Source organism: Bradyrhizobium oligotrophicum S58 (assembly GCF_000344805.1).
GTDB lineage: Bacteria > Pseudomonadota > Alphaproteobacteria > Rhizobiales > Xanthobacteraceae > Bradyrhizobium > Bradyrhizobium oligotrophicum.
This window is the reverse complement of the sequence record NC_020453.1, coordinates 1,166,576-1,186,605: the sequence shown is the minus strand read 5'-3', so window position 1 is coordinate 1,186,605 and position 20,030 is coordinate 1,166,576. Positions and strand designations below refer to the sequence as shown.

Here is a 20,030-nt window from a genome sequence, read left to right as displayed (position 1 = left end):
CCGTCACCATCCTAATCCAAGGCAGGTGAATTGTCTCAGAATCTTGTTTTCGATGGCGACTTCCTCGATTTTGCTCCTGCCGTGCGGCATCCCCTTGATGTAGTCGATCTTGGCCTGGAACAGCGCCTCCGCAGGCTTTCTTCCGGCGGCGATGTGCTTCCAGAATGCGGAGTGCATCGGGGCGCCGAAATAGTTCAGGTCGCCCTCGATCGGCGAGTAGTGCGCGCCGGTGCAGCCGACAAAGGCGGATGCGCCGGCGGCCAGGAACGACAGCGCGATCGACTGTTCCGGGGTGACGACCTGGACCGGATCGCCCGTGCGATAGACTGAAGCCCGGGTTCGAACCGTCAGCGCTCCCCAGCAGCATCCGGAAAACACCACCGCGCCACACTGCTCCGGGACATTCTTGACGGTCATCGCCTCGAGCATGCCGCCCTGCGTCTCGCCCCAGAAGCACGAGCCGTCGGTGTCCGATCCATGCAGCATGAGATAGATCAGCCGCGCTGAAAGCCGCTGGGCCGCGACATCGGCCGAACTGATCGCCTGTGAGGTCAGCATCGCTTCCTGCCCCGCCAGGGCCGAGTAGATGCCGTCGGCGAATGGACGAGCGAAATTCCGCAATCCGAACCGGTCAGCGGTCGGCGTCGGCGGGCTTGAGCGCAGCGCGGTCTGCACCAGGCGCGCCGTGCGGCCGTCGGGAATCCGCGAGACCGGAACGTCGGCCAAGCCGTCGCCGTCGAGGTCACCATAGCCCTGATCGCTCCAGACGATGAAATTGTCGGGATCGTTCTGTGCACTGGCTCCGATGCTCGTCCGCAGCGACGGCGGCAGCGTATCGTAGCGCTCGGAGGGAACGACGTCGTAGCCGCCGATGATCACGACGCCGGCAAATGAGGCATTGCGCGCTTCACGCCGAATGGCCTCGTAGGCGGATCGCTCGCGCGCAAGATCGACGATGACCTGCTGTCCCTTCAGCGCAGCCAGAATGTCGGCTGCCTCACTCTTTCCGATATTGAACGCCAGGCGCTCCGAATGGGTGACCATGAGGAGTGACGGAAGTTGCCTGAGCTGCGGTGCCGGCGTGTCGCGAGGCTCCACGCGCGGCGGCGCAGCCTCGACCACTGCCGGATCGACTTCGATGGTGATCGTGACCTTCGTCTTCGCGTGCGGAATTCGAGCGATCACCTCGACGATATCAGACGTCGACCGCCGGATCAGCTTCTCCACGCCGCCAGGCGGCGGCTCGCCTGCAGCACCGGCACCCGCCCCCGGAGGCAGGGGACGTTGAGGCGCCAGCTGTGGAAGCTGCGGCGGCGCCGCGGGCGCAGCACCCTCCGGATTCTCCTCCGGCACCACATCGGCACTGTTCGGAGCGGCGTCGTTGAGCTGTCCCCTGTCCGCCCCGATCGCGATGCCGGCGTCGCTGAAGGAGATCTGGATGCGTCCGTTCAGGTCGGTCCTGGCCCAGTGATATCGATCGGAGACCTGCTTCAGAAGCTTCAGGACGTCGCCATCGGGATGGTTGGGATCGCCCCTGCCGGTCGAAATTCCGAAGGCCTCGGTCGCCTTCAGCGCGTCGAGAACAATTTCGTCGAAGCCGTTGTACGACGCATGATGCGGCAGCTTGGCAAAGCGATAGGGGCCGCCGGCTTCGATCGCCTCGAGCAGCTGGTGCATCGGCACGTCGAGGCCCGCAACCTCCGGGACGGCAAGCTGCATGTCCCCGGTGAGCAGGCACCGTTCTGCCTGGGAGCCGAGCGCCAGCACGATGCTCTGGTCGTTCAGCGCGGCACCGCGGCCCGCGCGGTCCAGGAATTCTGCCAGTTCGTCCGCCGCCGCGTCGGCCCCGCGGTCTGACCCCTCCAGCAACGTCCGATAGATCGTGCCGGCATCGACCGCAGCATCCTTTCGCCGCAGACTGTCCGTCGCGCGCCGGGCCGCGCGCTTCACACCCATCAGGGCGTCCCGGCAGATCTTCAGATGCTCGGCGGTCGGACCAATGATCTTGAGACCGAAATCCTCGAACTCCTTTTCCAATTGCCTGGTCTTGGCGCCGGGCCCGCGATAGCGAACGATCTTGGTGCCGTCGTCCTCGAGCTTCGCAAGCATCTTCGCATAGGCATCGGGAAGCTTCACCGCGTCGGCGAGGAACTCGTCGAGTGCAGCGCCCTGAAGATGCGGCTGCGGCTCTTCGACGATCGCCGCGACGACCTTTGCGGTGGTCGCATCCATCGCGGCATCCTCGCCGTCGGTCGGAAAACCAAGCGACTCGTCTGCCACCAGCGCACGCTTGAAGGTGACGGTTTCATCTTCGACCAATTTCGGGAGACAACCGATGTGATCGGAATGACAATGAGTGACGACCAGCAGATCGATGTTGAAGGGCGGGCTGCCCAAGACCTTGCCGAGCTGCTCCGGGATCGACGGCGTCGCGCCGCTGCTCTTCCAATCCCCGGGATGAGCTCCATCAATCAGGATCGTGCGGTCATTCTCTACGGCCAGCAGGCAATCGCCGTAAATCTTCGAGCCCATATCGAACAGATACAATTTCATGGCTTGGTGCTCTGAATTGATGAAATCTGCCGACTAATAAGATTGTATAAAAAAGAAAATACAACTATCTCACATTGCCATCAAGCGAGACAAACAGCCGACCTGCCGCATGGCGGACGGGACCGAGATACCGCTGCGGCGATCGGTTGGTGCTGTAGTCGATGCTGAGGAAAAACGGGTCGCCGGCGTCGCCGTCTTGCACCGCCGAGAACAAGCGAGAATTGCAACACCCGAGATTCCCGGCGGGCTCCCCAAGAGCCGTGCAGCACGGCGCGTCACATCGACTTCATACAGACGGCCTGAATCCCAGCCGCGAGAGCCGGCGAGGTGTGCGCTACTGCCGCACGTTCTTCTGCATCCGCGCCATGGCGACGCCATCACGCGCGAGCTGGTCGGCACGCTCGTTCTCGGCGTGCCCCGCATGGCCCTTGACCCAGTGCCAGTTGACCTTGTGCGGCTTCAGCGCCGCGTCGAGCCGCTGCCACAGCTCGGCATTCTTGACCGGCTTCTTGTCCGCGGTCTTCCAGCCATTGCGCTTCCAGCCGTGGATCCAGCTGGTGATGCCCTGCCGCACATACTGGCTGTCGGTGTAGAGCTCGACCTGGCACGACTTCTTCAGCGCTTCCAGCGCCGAGATCGCGGCCATCAACTCCATGCGGTTGTTGGTCGTGTGCGGCTCGCCGCCCTTGAGCTCTTTTTCCTTGTCGCCGAAGCGGAGGATCGCGCCCCAGCCGCCCGGACCGGGATTCCCCGAGCAGGCGCCGTCGGTGTAGATGCTGACGACCGGATGCTCACTCACGCCCCGGCTCCGCCGATGCCATAATCGCGCACACTGGCGACGTTCTGATGGAAGCGCAGCTTGCGGACATATTCGAGCGGGTCCTTCGGCTTCACCAGCGCGCCCGCCGGCACGTTGAGCCAGTCCACCAGCCGCGTCAGCAAAAAGCGGATCGCGGCGCCGCGCGCCAGCAATGGCAGGGCCTCCAGCTCGGCGTCCGACAGCGGCCGCGCGCGGCCATAGGCGTTGAAGAAGGCGCGCGCCTTGGTGACGTTCAGCGAATGATCGACCTCGAAGCACCAGGCATTGAGGCAGATGGCGACGTCGTAGGCCAGGATGTCGTTGCAGGAAAACGGGAAGTCGATCAGTCCCGAGAGCTTGTCGCCGAGGAAGAACACGTTGTCCGGAAACAGGTCGGCATGGATGACGCCTTCCGGCAGATGCGTCGGCCAGGCGCGTTCGAGCAGATCGAGCTCCGTCGACAGCAGCGCAGACAGGCCGGCCTGCACCGTATCGGCGCGATCGGCCGCCTGGGCGAACAACGACCGCCAGCCCGCGACCGAGAGCGGATTCTTGCGCACCAGCGGGAAGTCGCGCCCGGCCAGATGCATCCGCGCCAGTGCTTCGCCGACGCCGGCGCAATGCGCGACGTTCGGCTTGCGCGGCCATAGGCCTTCCAGGAAGTTGATGATCGCCGCGGGACGGCCGGACAGGCTCGAATACACTGCACCGTCCCGGTTGCGCGCCGGCTGCGGACAGTTGACGCCGCGCTCGGCCAGGTGGGCCATCAGCCCCAGAAAATACGGCAGATCGTCCACCGCCACGCGCTTCTCGTAGAGCGTGAGGATGAACGAGCCCTTGGTGGTGTGGAGCAGGAAGTTGGAGTTCTCGACGCCCTCGGCGATGCCCTTGTAGGAGAGCAACTCGCCGATGTCGTAGGTCTTGAGGAAATCCGCAAGCTCGTCGGCGGCGACGTCAGTGTAGACCGCCATGCGCTATCCTGGTTCTCGAAGTTCGCTTGGCCCCGCCTCCCCCGACGCGAACTTCGTCGCCAGGGAGGCTCCTTGCGCCCTTCATCGCGCATGCAGGCGCATCGTTCAAGACCGATGCGCCGCCTCTGAGCCGAAAACAACGGCCGCGGCGCGGGCCGTTACTCGGCAGCGGCTTCCGGCCGCAACGACCGCGGCAGCGGGAAAAACTCGTTCTCCTCGGCCGCCGAGACCGTCTCGACGTGGAGCACATAGCGCTCGGCAAAGGCGCCCATGATCTCCTCGACGATCACCTCGGGCGCCGAGGCGCCGGCGGTGATGCCGAGGCTCGTGATGCCCTCGAAGCGCGCCCAGTCGATGTCGCTGGCACGCTGCGCCAAAACCGCAATCGGACAGCCTTCGCGCTCGGCGACCTCGCGCAGGCGCTGCGAATTCGACGAATTCGGCGCGCCGACCACGATCAGGGCGTCGACCACCGGTGCCACCTTCTTCACCGCCAGCTGGCGGTTGGTGGTGGCGTAGCAGATGTCTTCCTTGTGCGGGCCCGAGATGTTCGGGAAACGGCCCTTGAGGATCGCGACGATGTCCTTGGTGTCGTCGATCGACAGCGTGGTCTGGGTGACGAAGGCCAGGTTGTTCGGGTCCTTCGGGGTGAAGGTCGCCGCATCCTCGGCGGTCTCGATCAGGGTCACCGCGCCGGGGGGCAGCTGGCCGACGGTGCCAACCACCTCCGGGTGGTGCGAATGGCCGATCAGCAGGATCTCGCGTCCCCGCTTGAAGTGGATCGCCGCCTCGCGGTGGACCTTGGTGACCAGCGGGCAGGTCGCGTCCAGGGAGAAGAAATTGCGCGACTGGGCCTCGGCCGGGACCGATTTCGGCACACCATGGGCCGAAAATACCACCGGTGCGTTGGTACTGTCGGGGATCTCGGCCAGTTCCTCGACGAAGATCGCGCCCTTGGTCTTCAGGCTGTCGACGACGTATTTATTGTGCACGATCTCGTGGCGGACATAGACCGGGGCGCCATAGATGGCGAGCGCCCGTTCCACGGTGTCGATGGCGCGCACCACGCCGGCGCAGAAGCCGCGCGGCGAGCAAAGCACGATTTTGAGGTCTGGTTTGGCTGCCATGGGCTGATCTATTGGCCTGATCTGTGCGGCTTGTTGCGGCGACCGAAAAATCCCGGGCCGGCGTTCGGGGCGGTCGAGACGTCACGGCTTCGAGCTAGAGCTCGTTTGGGTAGGACTTGGGACTGCTTTCGAGCGCTGTCAAGGCCGTTCTCGCGAGGCCATTGCGCCCCGCCCCCGGGACGGCTTATATAGGGCCAATTCCCGTCATCGCCGATGACCACAGGTTTCGCCCCAGGGCCGGGGCGGAGCACAAAGGAGATTTGCCATGAGCAACGCCCCGCTGATGCCGAAGGCAACTGCCGTGTGGCTGGTCGACAATACCGCCCTGACCTTCGACCAGGTCGCCGATTTTACCAAGATGCACCCGCTCGAGGTGCGCGCCATTGCCGACGGCGACGCGGCCCAGGGCATCAAGGGGATGGATCCGATCTCGACCGGGCAGCTCACCCGTGAGGAGATCGAGAAGGCCGAGCGCGACCCGAATTACCGCCTGCGGCTGCAGGAGAGCAAGGTCGTGCTGCCGCCTCAGCCGAAGCGCAAGGGACCCCGCTACACCCCCGTGTCGCGCCGCCATGAGCGCCCGAGCGCCATCCTCTGGCTGGTGCGGAACCATCCCGAGCTCAAGGACGCCTCGATCATGCGCCTGGTCGGCACCACCAAGACCACGATCGCCAGCGTGCGCGACCGCACCCATTGGAACGCGCAGACGCTGACGCCGATGGACCCGGTGACGCTCGGCCTGTGTTCCCAGATCGAACTCGACTTCGAGGTGCAGCGCGCCGCCAAGGAGAAGCCGCTCGACGCCAATTACAGCGGCGCCACCCTGCTGCCGGCCTCCGAGACCACCCGCAAGGACGAGTACGAGCCGGCGGGCCGCGATTCCGACGACCTCAACGTCGACGCCGTGTTTGCCAAGCTCAAGACCATCGGCGGCAAGAAGCACGACGAGGACGAGGAGTAGGACGCGCGTCGTCCGCGGCTCTATCTTCTCTCGATCCCGGCGCCGATGCGCGGGAACAATCTCCGGTGTCGTCCCGGACAAGCCCACCGACGCGCAGCGGCGGTGGGCGCAGATCCGGGACCATAGCACCAAATTCAATGAAATCCGCGGAACGGGCCGCCTGCCCTTTTCGGACATCACGCGGTATGGGTCCCGGCTCAAGGCCGGGACGACAGCGGTGGGGAGACGCGAGGCTCCTGTCTCACTCAAATCGCAACAAACGGACGTCTTCCCAAAAAAAATGGCGCCGGGGATGCCGGCGCCATGGCAGTCTTGGGAGGAATTCCAAAAATCAGAACTTGTAGGTAACGCCGGCGCCGACCAGCCACGGATCGATGTTGGCCCGGCCGGACACCGGAATCGCGCCGTTGACGGTCGCCGAGTAGTTCGGCTGCAGCCACAGCTTCTTGACGTCGACGTTCAGGCCCCAATGCCGGTCGAGCATGTAGTCGAAGCCGAACTGGACCGCCGCGCCCCACTGGTTGGAGATATGCAGGTTGGTGACGGCGAGGCCGTTCGACACCTGATTGGCGGCGTTCTGATTGTAGAACACCGTGTAGTTCACGCCCGCGCCGACATAGGGCTTGAAGGCGCCGAAATCGGTGAAGTGATATTGCAAAGTGAGGGTCGGCGGCAGCAGCCACGACTTGCCGATGTTGAGGCCGTTCAGCGTGCCGGTGCCGCTGATCGAATGCCGGGTGACGCCGAGGATCAGCTCAGCCGCGATGTTCTTGGTGAAGAAGTAGCTGATGTCGAGCTCGGGCACGACCGAGTTGGAGATCGACAGGCCGGAATTCGGCGACGACAGCGCCGGCACCCCGGTCACGTTCACGGTGGAGCCGCCGGCATCCGGCAGCACGCCGAGCGCGCGGACGCGGATCATCCAGGGATTCCAGGCTTCGACCACCGGCGCCTTGGTATAGACCGGCGCCGCCTGCAGGTCGGCGGCTTGCGCGGAGCTCATGGCTCCGCAGACCGCTGCCAGCACCAGCAGCGACGACGAGAGTTTCAATATTGTGTTCATCGATGTCCCCATAGCCACACTTGAGCTACATTTGCGCGGGCACAGCCGCGCTCTTGCGGTCACAGGTGTGGCAGGGACGCCGTTCGCTTGGATTTGATCTCGATCAATCGGTACGGTTGCAGTGCCGAAGTCACGCGACTGTTGCACCAATGTCACGCGCCATGAGAGGCGATTGCAACCGTAATCAGGGCCGGTCGGGATGGTTCATCATGTATTCGCCGAGATCGCGCTGCCGGCGATCGGCGCGCGCCTCGGCCCGCTGCCGCTGCACGTCCCGATCCTTGCGGCAGGCCACATAGTCCGGCGAGCCCGGCGCGACCTTGCCGCCGGCCTGACAGACCGCGTCGTCGTCATCATTGCCGAGAGCGACCGCGGGACCCTGGTTGCGCGAGGCGCACGCGTTAAGCGAAAGCACGGCCATCAGCACCAGGGCCAGGCGGGCGGAGGTCTGTCGCATCGAGCGTTCCATTCGTCAATCAGGCTGTCCTCGGCCGTTGCTTGACGACAATGTGCGCCCGGGTCAACCCCGGGCGCGATCACGCCCACGCCAGCTAGACGCGGCTCTTCAGTGCCTCGCCGATCTCGTCGAGCACCTTGGGATCCTCGATCGTGGCCGGCATGCTCCATTGCTCGCCGTCGGCGATCTTCTTGATCGTGCCGCGCAGGATCTTGCCCGACCGCGTCTTTGGCAGGCGGCCGACCGTGATGGCGAGCTTGAACGCGGCGACGGGACCCAGCTTGTCGCGCACCAGCGCCACGATCTCCTTCTCGATCACGGAGGGGCTGCGCGACACGCCGGCCTTGAGCACGAGGAAGCCGCAAGGCACCTCGCCCTTGATCGCATCCTTGATGCCGAGCACCGCGCATTCGGCGACATCCGGATGCGAAGCGAGGATCTCCTCCATGCCCCCGGTCGACAGCCTGTGGCCGGCGACATTGATGATGTCGTCGGTACGGCCCATCACGAAGACGTAGCCGTCCTCGTCCTTGAAGCCGGCATCCGAGGTCTTGTAGTAGCCAGGGAATTCGCTGAGATAGGATTCCTTGAAGCGGTCCTCCTGCTGCCACAAGGTCGGCAGGCAGCCGGGCGGCATCGGCAGCTTGATCACGATCGAGCCCATGGTGTTGGCCGGCACGGGCTTCGATGCCTCGTCGACGATGTCGACCTGATAGCCAGGCATCGGGACCGTCGGCGAGCCGTGCTTGACCGGCAGCAGCCCGAGGCCAACCGGATTGCCGGCGATGCACCAGCCGGTCTCGGTCTGCCACCAATGGTCGACCACCGGCACCTTGAGCTGCTGCTCGGCCCATTCCACCGTCGGCGGATCGGCGCGCTCGCCGGCCAGGAACAGCGTGCGGAACTGCGACAGGTCGTATTGGCGCAGCAGCGTGCCTTCCGGATCCTCCTTGCGGATGGCGCGGAACGCAGTCGGCGCGGTGAACAACGCCACGGCCTTGTGCTCGGCGATCACGCGCCAGAACGCGCCGGCGTCGGGCGTGCCGACCGGCTTGCCCTCGTACATCACCGAGGTCGCGCCATGGATCAGCGGGCCGTAGATGATGTAGCTGTGGCCGACCACCCAGCCGATGTCGGAGCCGCACCACCACACCTCGCCAGGCTTGATGCCGTAGAGGTACTCCATCGACCATTTCAACGCGACCAGGTGCCCGCCATTGTCGCGCACCACGCCCTTCGGCTTGCCGGTCGTACCTGACGTATAGAGGATGTAGAGTGGATCGGTCGCCAGCACCGGCACGCACGGCGCGAGCTTGCCGTTGACGAGCGCGGATTTGCGCAAGGCGGCCCAATCGTAATCACGGCCGGGCTTCAGCTCGCAGACATGCTCGGGCCGCTGCAGGATGATGCAGGCCTGTGGCCTGTTGTCCGCGAGTTCGATCGCCTGGTCGAGCAGCGGCTTGTACTGCACGATGCGGCCGGGCTCGATGCCGCAGCTCGCCGACAGCACCAGCTTCGGCGTCGCATCGTCGATGCGGGTGGCGAGCTCCTTGGCGGCGAAGCCGCCGAACACCACCGAATGCACCGCGCCGATGCGCGCGCAGGCGAGCATCGCGACCATCGCCTCCGGCACCATCGGCATATAGAGGATGACGCGGTCGCCCTTGACGACGCCGAAATCCTGCATGATGGCGGCGAGAGTCTGCACCTCCTTCAGCATCTCGGCATAGGTCAGCCGCGTAACCGAATTGGTGAGCGGCGAATCATGAATCAGCGCCAGCTGCTCGCCGCGGCCGGCGGCGACATGGCGATCGAGCGCGTTGTAGCAGGTGTTGACGACGGCGCCGGCAAACCAGCGGCCATAGGCGCCCATCGCGGGATCGAAGATCTTTTTCGCGGGTTCGATCCAGTCGATCGCACGCGCAGCCTCGGCCCAGAACCCCTCCGGATCCTGCAGCGATCGGGCATGGACCTCGTGATAGCGGCTCGCAGCGCTCATGACGTTTCCCCAGCTGTGTTTATTCCCGACTATTGTCACGGGACAAAGCGACAGTTCAAGCCGTCATGAATTGATCCAGATCAGGCGTAACCTGGGCTCCGGTCATTTTCCCGGGCGGATCAATGCGCTGCGTCGCGCAGCGTGTCCAGACGCCGCTGCAGGGCTAGACGAAGGTCGTAGCCGGGCTTGCCGAACCGGGCATTGCGCTGGGCGAGGAAGTCGCGCTGCGTGCTGCGCAGCTCGGCCGCGGCGCGGCCACGGGAGGACTTGAGCAGGCGGGCGTAGCTTTCGGAAATGCCGAGATCCAACACCGACAGCTGGGGGTCCGCACAGATGACCTTCTCGACCTCGCGCGCGGCGGTGGCGCAATCGAACGACGGGCCGCTGCGCTCCGACGGCGCATTCAAGGGACGCTGCGGTTCGGCACCGAACGTCTTGATCTCGGCCATCATGACGCGGCGGCCACTGGCCGCGTTCTCGTTGCCGGGATCGAGCCGCAGTGCCGCCTCGTAGTCGGCCAGCGCCTTGGCCCGCTCGCCCATCTTCTTGAACAGCACGGCGCGGTTGTTGTAGGTCAGCGCAAAACCGGGATCGAGACGCAACGCCGCGTCGTAGTCGTTGAGCGCCGAGCCGAGCTCGTTCTTGAACTGATAGGCATCGCCGCGGTTGGTGAGGAAGTTCGGCTTCGGCTGCAGCCTGATCGCCTGGTCGTAATCGGCGATCGCCTTGTCGTAGTCCTTCATGGCAGCGTGGGTGAGACCGCGATTGTCGTAATATTCCGGCACTTTCGGATCGCGCCGGATCGCCTCGCTGTCGTCGGCGAGCGCCTTGTCCATCTCGCCGAGCTTCTTGTAGGCCGCGCCGCGATTGGTGAAGGTGCGCGGCCGATCGGGATCGAGGCGGATCGCCTCATCGTAGTCGCGCACCGCTTTCTCGTTGTCACCGCGCAGATAGAACGCGACGCCGCGATCGGCATAGGCCTGGGCATAATCCGGCTTCAGGCGAATCGCCTGGTCATAGTCGGCCAAGGCGCGATCGAGCCGGCGCTGGCCGGTATAAACGACGCCGCGCAGCTCATAGGCTTCGGCATCATTGGGGTCGAGCGAGATCGCCATGCTGAGATCGGCCGTCGCCTTGCCGGCATCGCCGCCGGCCTCGCGCATGAGGTCGCCGCGCAGCCGGTAGGCGCGCGCATTCTTACCGTCGAGCGCAATGGCGCGGTCGAGGTCCTTCAGGGCCTGGGTCAGGCCGCCGGAGATACGAGCATGGGCGTCGGCGCGCGCGACCAGGGCGGCGGATTGATCCCTCGGCGAACGCGATGCCTGCTCGATGGCGGCGGTGCAGGCGCTGATCAGCTCCGCCGGCGCCGCCTTGCTGCCCAGGGCACATTCGGTGTCCGCGGCAAACGCGGGCACAGTACCGAGGGCAACGACGAGGCCGGCCGCAAGCCGGAGCGCACGGTAAGATGAGCGGGGCGAAATCGAATGAACGAGAGCATGCATCGGCGTGGGCTCGGCTTGGATCTTCGATCGGGACGGGCTGAGAGATTCTGGTCTCTCCCGTTGTCGTCTCCGGCCGAAACCCGGTTCAAGCCGCCAGGCCGGTGGTCAATAGCCGTCGGCGCCGTTCAGCCGTCGCAGGCGGTCCTGCATCGCCTTCTTGAGATCGTAGCCGGCGCGGCCGAATTCGGCATTACGTTGCGCTATGAAGGCATCCTGCTCGCGCTGCAGGGCACGCGCGGCGGCCGGCCCGGCAGCCTCGCGAACGACCCGGGCCTGCGAGCCGTCGATCTCGCGATCGAGATTGGCGAGCTCGGGATCGGCACAGATCGCCTTCTCGACGGGCCGCCGCGCCGTGGCGCAATTGAAGCTCGGCCGGCCGGCGACCGCCATCTGGGCGCCGAGACGCTCGAGCTCGACGGCGAGCGTGTGATAGTTGCTGCGCGCGCTCGCGTGATCCGGATTGAGCCGCAGCGCCGCGGCGAAATCGGCCAGCGCCTTCGGACGGTCACCCTTCTTGCGATACAGTTCGCCGCGCGCGTTCAGGATGTTGGCGAGCGAAGGATCGAGCTGCAGGGCGACGTCGTAGTCGGCGATCGCGCGATCGGGCTCGCCCCTGGTGATGAAGATCGAAGCGCGCGCGATCAGCGCATTGATGCGGTCACTCTTGGCGACCTTGGTGTTGTCGATCAGCGCGCCGCATTCGGTGAGCACCTTGTCGGCGTCACGGGCTTCAGACGCGGACAGGCAGGGCCCGGCGTCCACCACCGGCTCCTTGCCCGGCTCGGACGCGCCGATGGCATGCGCCTCCGCCGCGAGCAGGACGTGCCACGCAGACAACAAGACCAGGATGACCGCTCCAAAGCGGCATGGCTGCATCGTCACGTCCCGATGAAATCGCCCCTGTAAGGGTATGACGCAGGCGGCGGCGCGATGCAATCGGCTCGGCCTAGCTGCGGCAGGTCAGCCCGCCATCGACCAACAGCGTGATCCCGGTGACGTATTTCGATTCGTCGGAGGCGAGGAACAGGGCGGCGTTGGCGACATCGAAGGCGTCGCCCATGTGCCCCATCGGCACCTGCGCATCGCGCTTCTTCCACATCTCCTCGACATCGCCCTTGGCGTAGCTCGCAGCCAATCCCGCGGAGTGCTCGACCATCGGCGTCTTCATCAGGCCGGGCAGGATCGCATTGACGCGGACATGCCTGGCCGCGAACTCGACCGCGGTCGTGCGCGTCATCTGGTTCATCGCCGCCTTGCTGGCGCCGTAGCTGACATAGGAGATGCCGACCTGGCGGATCGAGGCGACCGAGGAGATGTTGATGATCGAGCCGCCGCCCTGCCCGATCATCACGGGAATGACGTGCTTCATCGCCAGATACGCGCTCTTGAGGTTGACCGCGAACACGCGGTCCCACTCGGCTTCCTCGACGTCGACGACGCTGCCCATCTCGGCGATGCCGACATTGTTGTCGAGCACGTCGATGCGGCCATAGGCCGCAAGGCAGGCCTTCACCATGGCCTCGACCTCGGCCGCTTTCGACACATCGGCGGTGAACGCCGCGGCCTGGCCGCCCTCGCCCGCAATGATCGAGGCGGTCTCGGCCGCGGCGTCCTTGTTGCGGTCGACGCAGAACACTTTTGCGCCCTGCCGCGCGAAGGTCACGGCGGTGGCCTTGCCATTGCCCCAGCCCGGCCCGATCGATCCGGCGCCGACCACCAGCGCCACCTTGCCCTCGAGACGATGCATCGCGTTCTCCCGTCGCTGTTCGTTATTCGTTACAGGCGCTCATCGTGATCGTGGCGGCGCCGATATCATGGCCGAAGATCTCGGAGACCGTCCGGCATTGTCCCTCGGCGCAAACCCGCCATTCCCCGGCCACGCCGGAATTGGCGAGCACGATCCGCGACAGCGGGCCGCGCTGTGGCTGCCACTGGAACCAGCCGTCGACCAGCCGCGCCTCCGGTGGCGGCTCCATGCCGGCCCCGGAGCCCTTGACCCGCGCCTGCAGCAGTTCGAGCCCCTCAGGCGTGACGCGCCAGTCCTCCTGCCACGCGGTCTTCTCGACCGAATGGGTCCAGGCCAGAGTGAAGCCGACGAGCGCCAGCGCCTTGACCACACCTGATGACGCGAGACAGAGGCTCAAGCGGAGGCCACCACGGCGGACGGCGGCCGCTGTCGCCACTGCCATCCCACGATCGCGACGGCCAGCGCGAAACCCAAGAGGTCGCTGTACGGGAATTCGCCGAGCAGGCAGACCGATGCGCCAAACGCCAGCAGCCGCTCGATCACGGTCATGCGTACATACAGGAAGCCGATCGCGACCATGCCGAACAGCGCGATCGAGATCAGCGCCTTGACGCTCGCATAGGCGACCGCGCCGAGGAAACCGAGTTGCGCCTCCATCGGGTCACCGGCCTGCAGCATCAGCGCCGGCGAGTAGACGAAGATGAAGGGGATGACGTAGCCGGCCAGCGCGATCCGCATCGCCTCCCAGCCGATCTTGTCCGGGTTCTCCTTGGCGATCGGCGCTGCCGCGAGCGCTGCCAGCGCCACCGGCGGCGAGAGGTCGGCCATGATGCCGTAGTAGAACGCGAACATGTGGCTCGCGATCAAGGGCACGCCGAGCTTGGCGAGCGCGGGTGCTGCCAGCGCCGCCGTGATGATGTAGGTCGGAATGGTCGGAATGCCCGTGCCGAGCAGGATCGACAGCAGCATGGTCATGATCAGCGCCGCGAACAGGCTGGTCTTGCCGAGGCCGATCACCCAGCCGCCGAAGATCGAGCCGACGCCGGTCTGGGTCATCATGCCGATGATGACGCCGACGATGGCGCAGGCCATGCCGACGGTCAGCGCCGACTTCGCGCTCTCGGCCAGCGAGTCGCGGCAGGCGTGCAAGGTGCCCATGCCGCCGCGCACGAAGCTGGTGAGGACGACGAGCGCGACGACGACGGCCGCAACGGGCACGATCTGCAGGCCGTTGCGCGAGAGCGCGCCGACCACGAGCGCGAGCCCGATCCAGAATACGTAGCGCAGCACCTGGTTGGAGAAGCCCATCGTGATCGAGGTGCCCAGGATCAGCGCCACCGTGAGCGCGAGGCCCATCGAGCCCGCATAAAGCGGCGTGAAACCCTCGAACAGCATGTAGACCAGCGCGGCCAGCGGCAGCACGAGGTACCAGCGCTCGACCAGCGCCTTCCAGGCGCTCGGAATTTCAGACGGCTTCATCCCGGTCAGGCCGTGCTTGCCGGCCTCGAGGTGCACCATCCAGAACGCGGAGGCGAAATACAGGATGGCCGGAATCACCGCGGCCTTGACGATCACCGAGTAGTCGACACCCAAGGTCTCGGCCATGATGAAGGCGACCGCGCCCATCACCGGCGGCATGATCTGGCCGCCCATCGACGCGGTGGCCTCGACGCCGGCCGCGAAGGCGCGGCGATAGCCGAACCTGATCATCAAGGGGATGGTGAACTGGCCGACGGTGACGACGTTGGCGACGCCGGAGCCGGAGATCGTGCCCATCATGCCCGAAGCGAACACGGCGACCTTGGCCGGGCCGCCGCGGGTTCGGCCGAACAGGCCGAGCGAGACGTCGGTGAACAGCTGGATCATGCCGGCATGTTCGAGGAACGAGCCGAACAAGATGAACAGGAAGATGTAGGTCGCCGAGACGTAGATCGGCACGCCGTAGAAGCCCTCGGTGCCGAACGACAGATGGGTGACGATCTGATCGAAATCATAGCCGCGATGGTTGAGCGGCGCCGGCAGATACTGGCCGAAGAACCAGTACAGCAGGCAGGCGCCGCACATCAGCGGCAGCGCCAACCCCATCAGCCGCCGCGTGCCCTCGAAGATCAGCACGGCCAGCAAGGTTCCGACGACGAGATCGACGCGAGTCGGATCGCCATCGCGCGCGATCAGGTCGGCATAGAAGATCCACTGATAGAGCCCGCAAAGAAAGCCGATGGCGCCGATGGTCCAGCCGGCGATGCGCCCCGCATCGGTCTTGGCGGTGAAGTTGCCGATCAGGCCGAAGGTCAAGAGGAGCAGGAAGCCGACATGGACGCCGCGCACGACCTGGCTCGGCAGATAGTTGAAGGCGGCGACGTAGAGCTGGAACAGCGCGAAGGCGAGCCCGATGCCATAGGCGAGGTAGCCCCAGCGGCCCGGACCGAAGCCCTCCGGAAAGCCGTGCTCGAAATTGTCGAACTCGACCTTCACAGGCGTTTCCATGTTCACGGCTTCAATCGTCATGATCCCCCCAACGCGTCGTCAGGCATTGCCGACCACGGCCGCAACCACTTTGAATGACAAGACTGCGCGGAAGGGTCTCCCGCGCAGTCGATCGCAAACGAGACGAGCAGCCCCCTTACTTGAGGATGCCCTTTTCCTTGTAGTAGCGGATCGCTCCCGGATGCAGCGGCACCGGACTGTCCTGCGCCGCCGTCTCCAGCTTGATCTCCTTGCCGGCCGCATGCGCATTGGCGAGCTCCGGCAGCGATTCGAAGATCAGCTTGGTCATCTGATAGGCGAGATCGTCCGACACCGCCGAGCTGGTGACGAGATAGTTGATCACCGCGGCCGTGGGCACGTCCTTGTCCTGGCCGGTATAGGTGTTGGCCGGGATGATCGCCGCAACGAACGGCGCGCCGATCTTGTCGACGACCTCCTTCGGCACCGACACCACGGTGATCGGCGACGAGGTCGACAGATCCTTCAACGAGGCGACGCCGAGGCCGGCCGATTGCAGCGTGGCGCCCAGCTGTCGGTTCTTCATCAGGTCAACGGATTCGGCGAAGGGCAGATACTCCACCTTTCCGAGGTCCTTGTAGCTCATGCCAGCGGCCGCCAGGATCGCGCGCGAGTTCAGCTCCGTGCCGGACTTCGGCGCGCCGACCGACAGGCTCTTGCCCTTGAGATCAGCCAGCGTCTTGATGCCGGACTCGGCGGTCGCGACGATCTGGATGTAGTTCGGATAGATCGCGCCGATCGTGCGCAGCTTGTCGAGCTTGGTCTTGAAGCCGGCCTCCTCCTCGCCGTTCCAGGCAGCCTTCAGGGAATCGCCGAGCGCAAAAGCGATCTCGCCGCGGCCCTGCTGCAGCAGGATCAGGTTCTCGACCGAGGCCTTGGTCGCCTGCACCTGGGTCTTCACATTGGGGATCTTGTCGCCGTAGATCTTTCCGATCGCGACGCCGAGCGGATAATAGACGCCGGAGGTGCCCCCGGTCAGGACGTTGATGAAGCTCTGCGCCCGCGCCGCGGGGGCTGCCAGCACGCAGGCCGCGGCCAGAATGAGACCGGTTGCAGTGCCAAAGGATTTCGAAAAACGCATTGGTCCTCCCATTGATTTTGCCGGCAAATTGGACGGATGCAGGCGCGCGGTCAACCCATCCGAATGGCTGGCGGGCCGCCATCTGCCGAGCGCCCGCCGCATTGTCTGGAACAACGCGGCCGCGCCGATCAACCTTGCATTGACGGTGCCTCGCTCCTCGCCGCGAGGTTCGGCCAGCGCGTCCCCAGGGGCGGATGCTTCAATCGGGCTGCGCCCTCATTGGAACGTCATGTCGAGGCATTTGGAGATGTCGGAGCCGAGCCCGGACGAGATCGTGATGCAGCCGCGCACCTTCTGCTGGGTCGTGTCCGCCACCCAGATCGCGTAGCCGCCATTGCCGAAGAAGGAGTTGGTGTTCGCCGGCTCGGTCTCGGTGGCGTCGAATTCGTATTTCGAATCGGTGTCGAACACCCGCGGCTTCTTGGTGCAGCCGCCATCGGTCTGGACGTTGATGACCTCCTTGTTGTCCCGGGTCAGCGACAGCGAGACCTGGCAGCGGAAATATTCGGAGGTCTTGACGTTGAAGAGGTAGGCGTAGGATTTGCAGATGGCCGTATTGAGCTTGCCCGCAGAGAGGCCGCGGCTGCAGGCGATGCGCTGGTTGTTGGACAGCTTGAAGTCGTCGGCCCGGGCGACGGAGGCCAACGTCACCAGCGACAATGCCGCAACCCAACCGATCTTCGTGACGAGGCTCATCCGAATCATCCCCAAAGTGATTTCTTGCCCTATGTTTCTAAACCACGCTGCAGGATAATCGCGAGATGAGCGAGTGGAAATGCGGAAACGATCGCATGCGCTGCGACGGGACGACATTGACACCGCAATCATGTGACACCGCAACAATGTTCGCGATTTGTTCGAAAACGAAATCGATTGGAGGAGGACATGAAGAGCCTGGTTCTGAAAGCCCTGATCGCTCTCGGTGCGCTGTGCGCGTTGACCAGCATGAGCCGCGCCGCACCGCCGGAGCCGTGGGAGCTGCAGCCCAGCATGGGCTACGCCTACGGCAAGGACGGCAAGACGCTCGCCTACAAGATGGGCACCAAGAACGCCGACATGTTGTTGAAGGGCGCCAAGAAGGTACCGAAGGGCACGCTGTTCTTCCTCGGCCAGAACGGCCAGCTCTACATGCGGACGGCGCCCTATCTCGAAGGCGACGGCAGCTTCTCGTTCGGCGCCGATGAGTGAGCACGCCCGATCGATGGTGTCGCTCTGGCGAAGCCAGGAGCCATAACCGACGCCCCCCGGTTGTTGAGCACGCTGGAGCTACGTTCTTCGCAATCACGACGGCCGGTGGCTATGGGTCCCGGGTCGGCGCCTCGGCGTCGCGATGCGACGCCAAGGCTTGCCCGGGACGACAGCGGAATGTGGGAGCGGGATGGCCTGCGCAACGCCTCAGAACGCCGCCGCCAGCTCCTTCGCGCCGGGCAGGCTGCTGAGCGAATCCATCCTGGCGTCGGTGACCGCAAGCAGCTTCGCCACCGTGTTGTGGCGCACGGCAACCGGATTGCGCTCGTAGCCGCCGCGCTGGAAGAAGTTCGCGGTCGGGACCTGGTCGCGCATCTCGAGCGGCATCGTCACCATGTCGAAGCCGGTGCCGTCGCCGGTGAGGTTCATCATCTCGAGCTCGGCGGCCGAGAGCGGCCGCGTGTAGCCCTTGGCGCGCGCGAACAGCACCGAGGTCAAGAGCTTGTGGGTCTGCAGCATCGGCCCGACATCGATGTCGAGCACCATCGCATGCATCGCCCAGCCCTGCGGCGTGTTGCCGATCTTCTCATGCGCCGACCAGTCGTCGGGCACGGAGCGCGCGATCGCGACCATCTTCTTCAGCACCGTGAGCTTGTGCTCCATCGCGCCGCGTCCCGGGCCGGATGTCTGCGCCACGCGTTCGCCGAGCAGGCGGATGAACAGCGGGCCCTGCTCGGCCAGCAGCTCGACGCTGTTGGTCGTGAGCAGTTGATTGTAGCCGATGGCCGTCGAGATCGCGCGGTTGCCTTTGAATCCCGATTGCGAATCGTGCTTGCCGTTGCCGCCGGTCTCGAAGGCATAGACGCGCACCGCCTGCTCACGCGTCAGCCCGGCGGCGGCGGCAAAGCGGGCATAAGCGCGCTTGAAATCGGTGTCGGTGGTCGGCCGCTGCGGCGACCATTGGAAATGCTCCTGCGCAGCCTTCAGGAGATCGGCGACCACGGGAATGTATTTGCGCTCGCGCGGCTCGCCTTCGGGCTCCGGCTCGGGGTTCACCGGCCGCTTCGGCCCGGTGTAGACCGGCGGCTGCTCCAGCACGTAGTCGTCGAGCCCGATCGGCTGGCGGTCGCGGCGCTTGGCATTGCGGACACGGCGCTTATCGGAGATCGCCTTCCAATAGGCGCCCGCGTCCTGCTCGAATTCCGCGCGCGCCTGCTGGTATTCGGCGAGTCGGCGCCGGTACTCCGCGATCGCATCGGGCGAGGCCATCTGGGCCAGTGCGTCACGCGGCGCTGTGGCCAAGCCAGGTTCCGCGGCGAGCAATGGCGATGCGCCCGAGACGGCGCAGGCGAGAATCAGGGCAAGCTTGCGAATCGGCTGATGGAGCATGCCGACCTTGTAGCCGAAACGGCGGCTACTTCCAGGCAAAGACCGGCTGTTCCAGCTCGTTGACACGGGTGTCGCGGCCGGCCAGCACCTCGCGGAACTGATAGATCAATGCGGCGGTGGGCGCATGAATCAGGCCCTCGCGGGCGTGAAACCGGATCACACGGCGCCTGCTCTCGGGGATCGCGGTGAAATCGAACGCATCATTGGCCATGATGGCCTCCAGGCCGATCCGATGCACCGAGGCGACCTCGTCTGGATTCGGCCGAAGCGTGCGGCCATTGGCCGCCCAGACGATCACGGGGGTAATCAGATAGCCGGATCGCGTCGGATAGTCGTCGAGCAGGCCCAGCACGGCATCCGGCGCCAGGCTGAGCCCGAGCTCCTCTGCGAGTTCGCGCAGGGCGGCCTCGACCGGTGTCTCGCCGGCGTCGCAGCGACCGCCCGGCAGCGCCCACTGCCCACCATGGCTGCGCAGCCCTGCGGCACGCAGGGTCAGCAGCAGGGCCGTAGCGTCGGTCTCGTGATCAGGGGCCAGCGCGACCACCACCGCCGCGCGCTTGAGCGATGTCGGCGGGTCAGTCGCGTCCAGGCGCACGAAATCAGCACAACGGCTTGCGATTTTCCGCCTTGTGGCATCGTCGAACGGCAGGGGCATGCGGCTTGACTACACCAGGCAAGCGACGGATGA

General features: G+C 65.3%; 18 protein-coding genes. 2 read left to right on the top strand and 16 right to left on the bottom strand.

The genetic code is table 11. The features are described from left to right. Positions 1–3 precede the first annotated feature (3 nt). The 4 genes from S58_RS05045 to ispH form a co-directional block, all read right to left on the bottom strand. Positions 4–2,553: an MBL fold metallo-hydrolase gene (locus tag S58_RS05045; RefSeq protein WP_015664165.1), complete on the bottom strand. Its 2,550-nt coding sequence runs from the start codon at positions 2,551–2,553 to the stop codon at positions 4–6. A gap of 334 nt (positions 2,554–2,887) precedes the next feature. After that, on the bottom strand, positions 2,888–3,352 hold the full coding sequence (gene rnhA, locus S58_RS05035) for a ribonuclease HI (protein ID WP_015664164.1): 465 nt from the start codon (positions 3,350–3,352) through the stop codon (positions 2,888–2,890). Then, on the bottom strand, positions 3,349–4,323 hold the full coding sequence (locus S58_RS05030) for a homoserine kinase (RefSeq protein ID WP_015664163.1): 975 nt from the start codon (positions 4,321–4,323) through the stop codon (positions 3,349–3,351). The genes rnhA and S58_RS05030 overlap by 4 nt, the downstream gene beginning before the upstream one ends. Before the next feature lie 158 nt (positions 4,324–4,481). Then, the gene (gene ispH / locus S58_RS05025; RefSeq protein ID WP_015664162.1) at positions 4,482–5,450 is read right to left on the bottom strand and encodes a 4-hydroxy-3-methylbut-2-enyl diphosphate reductase; all 969 of its coding nucleotides are present in this window, start codon (positions 5,448–5,450) and stop codon (positions 4,482–4,484) included. A gap of 265 nt (positions 5,451–5,715) precedes the next feature. On the opposite strand from ispH, the gene S58_RS05020 reads away from it, so the two are divergent. After that, entirely contained in the window at positions 5,716–6,411 is a 696-nt protein-coding gene (locus tag S58_RS05020; RefSeq protein ID WP_015664161.1) for a DUF1013 domain-containing protein, read from the top strand. A gap of 331 nt (positions 6,412–6,742) precedes the next feature. On the opposite strand, the gene S58_RS05015 is transcribed toward S58_RS05020, so the two are convergent. The 10 genes from S58_RS05015 to S58_RS04970 all read right to left on the bottom strand — a co-directional run bounded on the left by S58_RS05015 (position 6,743) and on the right by S58_RS04970 (position 17,461). Beyond that, positions 6,743–7,474: an OmpW/AlkL family protein gene (locus S58_RS05015; RefSeq protein ID WP_015664160.1), complete on the bottom strand. Its 732-nt coding sequence runs from the start codon at positions 7,472–7,474 to the stop codon at positions 6,743–6,745. A gap of 184 nt (positions 7,475–7,658) precedes the next feature. Further along, entirely contained in the window at positions 7,659–7,943 is a 285-nt protein-coding gene (locus S58_RS05010; RefSeq protein WP_015664159.1) for a hypothetical protein, read from the bottom strand. A gap of 82 nt (positions 7,944–8,025) precedes the next feature. After that, positions 8,026–9,930: a propionyl-CoA synthetase gene (locus tag S58_RS05005; RefSeq protein ID WP_015664158.1), complete on the bottom strand. Its 1,905-nt coding sequence runs from the start codon at positions 9,928–9,930 to the stop codon at positions 8,026–8,028. 119 nt (positions 9,931–10,049) lie between these two features. Then, entirely contained in the window at positions 10,050–11,432 is a 1,383-nt protein-coding gene (locus tag S58_RS05000; RefSeq protein WP_042338777.1) for a tetratricopeptide repeat protein, read from the bottom strand. Between the two features lie 105 nt (positions 11,433–11,537). Next, on the bottom strand, positions 11,538–12,308 hold the full coding sequence (locus S58_RS04995) for a tetratricopeptide repeat protein (RefSeq protein ID WP_015664156.1): 771 nt from the start codon (positions 12,306–12,308) through the stop codon (positions 11,538–11,540). Between the two features lie 70 nt (positions 12,309–12,378). Then, positions 12,379–13,179, bottom strand: a complete 801-nt coding sequence (locus S58_RS04990; protein WP_015664155.1) for an SDR family NAD(P)-dependent oxidoreductase — start codon at positions 13,177–13,179, stop codon at positions 12,379–12,381. 22 nt (positions 13,180–13,201) lie between these two features. Next, a complete protein-coding gene (locus S58_RS04985; RefSeq protein WP_015664154.1) occupies positions 13,202–13,576 on the bottom strand; it encodes a DUF1850 domain-containing protein in 375 nt (124 codons plus the stop codon). Continuing rightward, positions 13,573–15,666 carry a TRAP transporter permease gene (locus S58_RS04980; RefSeq protein ID WP_083938792.1) on the bottom strand — a complete coding sequence of 698 codons (2,094 nt, stop codon included), beginning with the start codon at positions 15,664–15,666 and terminating at the stop codon, positions 13,573–13,575. The genes S58_RS04985 and S58_RS04980 overlap by 4 nt, the downstream gene beginning before the upstream one ends. 136 nt (positions 15,667–15,802) lie before the next feature. After that, positions 15,803–16,765 (bottom strand): TAXI family TRAP transporter solute-binding subunit, encoded by a 963-nt coding sequence (locus S58_RS04975; RefSeq protein WP_015664152.1) that lies wholly within the window; start codon positions 16,763–16,765, stop codon positions 15,803–15,805. Between the two features lie 216 nt (positions 16,766–16,981). Then, positions 16,982–17,461 carry a hypothetical protein gene (locus S58_RS04970; protein ID WP_015664150.1) on the bottom strand — a complete coding sequence of 160 codons (480 nt, stop codon included), beginning with the start codon at positions 17,459–17,461 and terminating at the stop codon, positions 16,982–16,984. 189 nt (positions 17,462–17,650) lie between these two features. On the opposite strand from S58_RS04970, the gene S58_RS04965 reads away from it, so the two are divergent. After that, positions 17,651–17,953 (top strand): hypothetical protein, encoded by a 303-nt coding sequence (locus S58_RS04965; protein ID WP_015664149.1) that lies wholly within the window; start codon positions 17,651–17,653, stop codon positions 17,951–17,953. A gap of 207 nt (positions 17,954–18,160) precedes the next feature. Here the strand turns inward: S58_RS04965 and S58_RS04960 are convergent, their stop codons facing one another. Next, positions 18,161–19,342 (bottom strand): hypothetical protein, encoded by a 1,182-nt coding sequence (locus S58_RS04960; protein WP_015664148.1) that lies wholly within the window; start codon positions 19,340–19,342, stop codon positions 18,161–18,163. A gap of 25 nt (positions 19,343–19,367) precedes the next feature. Beyond that, a complete protein-coding gene (locus S58_RS04955; protein WP_042338775.1) occupies positions 19,368–19,997 on the bottom strand; it encodes an NUDIX hydrolase in 630 nt (209 codons plus the stop codon). Between the last annotated feature and the right edge of the window lie 33 nt (positions 19,998–20,030).

Bases quoted from the DNA above. Each gene is read 5' to 3' on its own strand.
- S58_RS04990 (WP_015664155.1), bottom strand. From the start codon at position 13,179: ATGCATCGTCTCGAGGGCAAGGTGGCGCTGGTGGTCGGCGCCGGATCG.
- S58_RS05030 (WP_015664163.1), bottom strand. From the start codon at position 4,323: ATGGCGGTCTACACTGACGTCGCCGCCGACGAGCTTGCGGATTTCCTC.
- S58_RS04995 (WP_015664156.1), bottom strand. From the start codon at position 12,308: ATGCAGCCATGCCGCTTTGGAGCGGTCATCCTGGTCTTGTTGTCTGCG.
- S58_RS05005 (WP_015664158.1), bottom strand. From the start codon at position 9,930: ATGAGCGCTGCGAGCCGCTATCACGAGGTCCATGCCCGATCGCTGCAG.
- ispH (WP_015664162.1), bottom strand. From the start codon at position 5,450: ATGGCAGCCAAACCAGACCTCAAAATCGTGCTTTGCTCGCCGCGCGGC.
- S58_RS04965 (WP_015664149.1), top strand. From the start codon at position 17,651: ATGAAGAGCCTGGTTCTGAAAGCCCTGATCGCTCTCGGTGCGCTGTGC.
- S58_RS04960 (WP_015664148.1), bottom strand. From the start codon at position 19,342: ATGCTCCATCAGCCGATTCGCAAGCTTGCCCTGATTCTCGCCTGCGCC.
- S58_RS05045 (WP_015664165.1), bottom strand. From the start codon at position 2,553: ATGAAATTGTATCTGTTCGATATGGGCTCGAAGATTTACGGCGATTGC.
- S58_RS05000 (WP_042338777.1), bottom strand. From the start codon at position 11,432: ATGCATGCTCTCGTTCATTCGATTTCGCCCCGCTCATCTTACCGTGCG.
- S58_RS04955 (WP_042338775.1), bottom strand. From the start codon at position 19,997: ATGCCCCTGCCGTTCGACGATGCCACAAGGCGGAAAATCGCAAGCCGT.
- S58_RS04975 (WP_015664152.1), bottom strand. From the start codon at position 16,765: ATGCGTTTTTCGAAATCCTTTGGCACTGCAACCGGTCTCATTCTGGCC.
- S58_RS05015 (WP_015664160.1), bottom strand. From the start codon at position 7,474: ATGAACACAATATTGAAACTCTCGTCGTCGCTGCTGGTGCTGGCAGCG.
- S58_RS05020 (WP_015664161.1), top strand. From the start codon at position 5,716: ATGAGCAACGCCCCGCTGATGCCGAAGGCAACTGCCGTGTGGCTGGTC.
- S58_RS04980 (WP_083938792.1), bottom strand. From the start codon at position 15,666: ATGGAAACGCCTGTGAAGGTCGAGTTCGACAATTTCGAGCACGGCTTT.
- S58_RS05010 (WP_015664159.1), bottom strand. From the start codon at position 7,943: ATGGAACGCTCGATGCGACAGACCTCCGCCCGCCTGGCCCTGGTGCTG.
- S58_RS04970 (WP_015664150.1), bottom strand. From the start codon at position 17,461: ATGAGCCTCGTCACGAAGATCGGTTGGGTTGCGGCATTGTCGCTGGTG.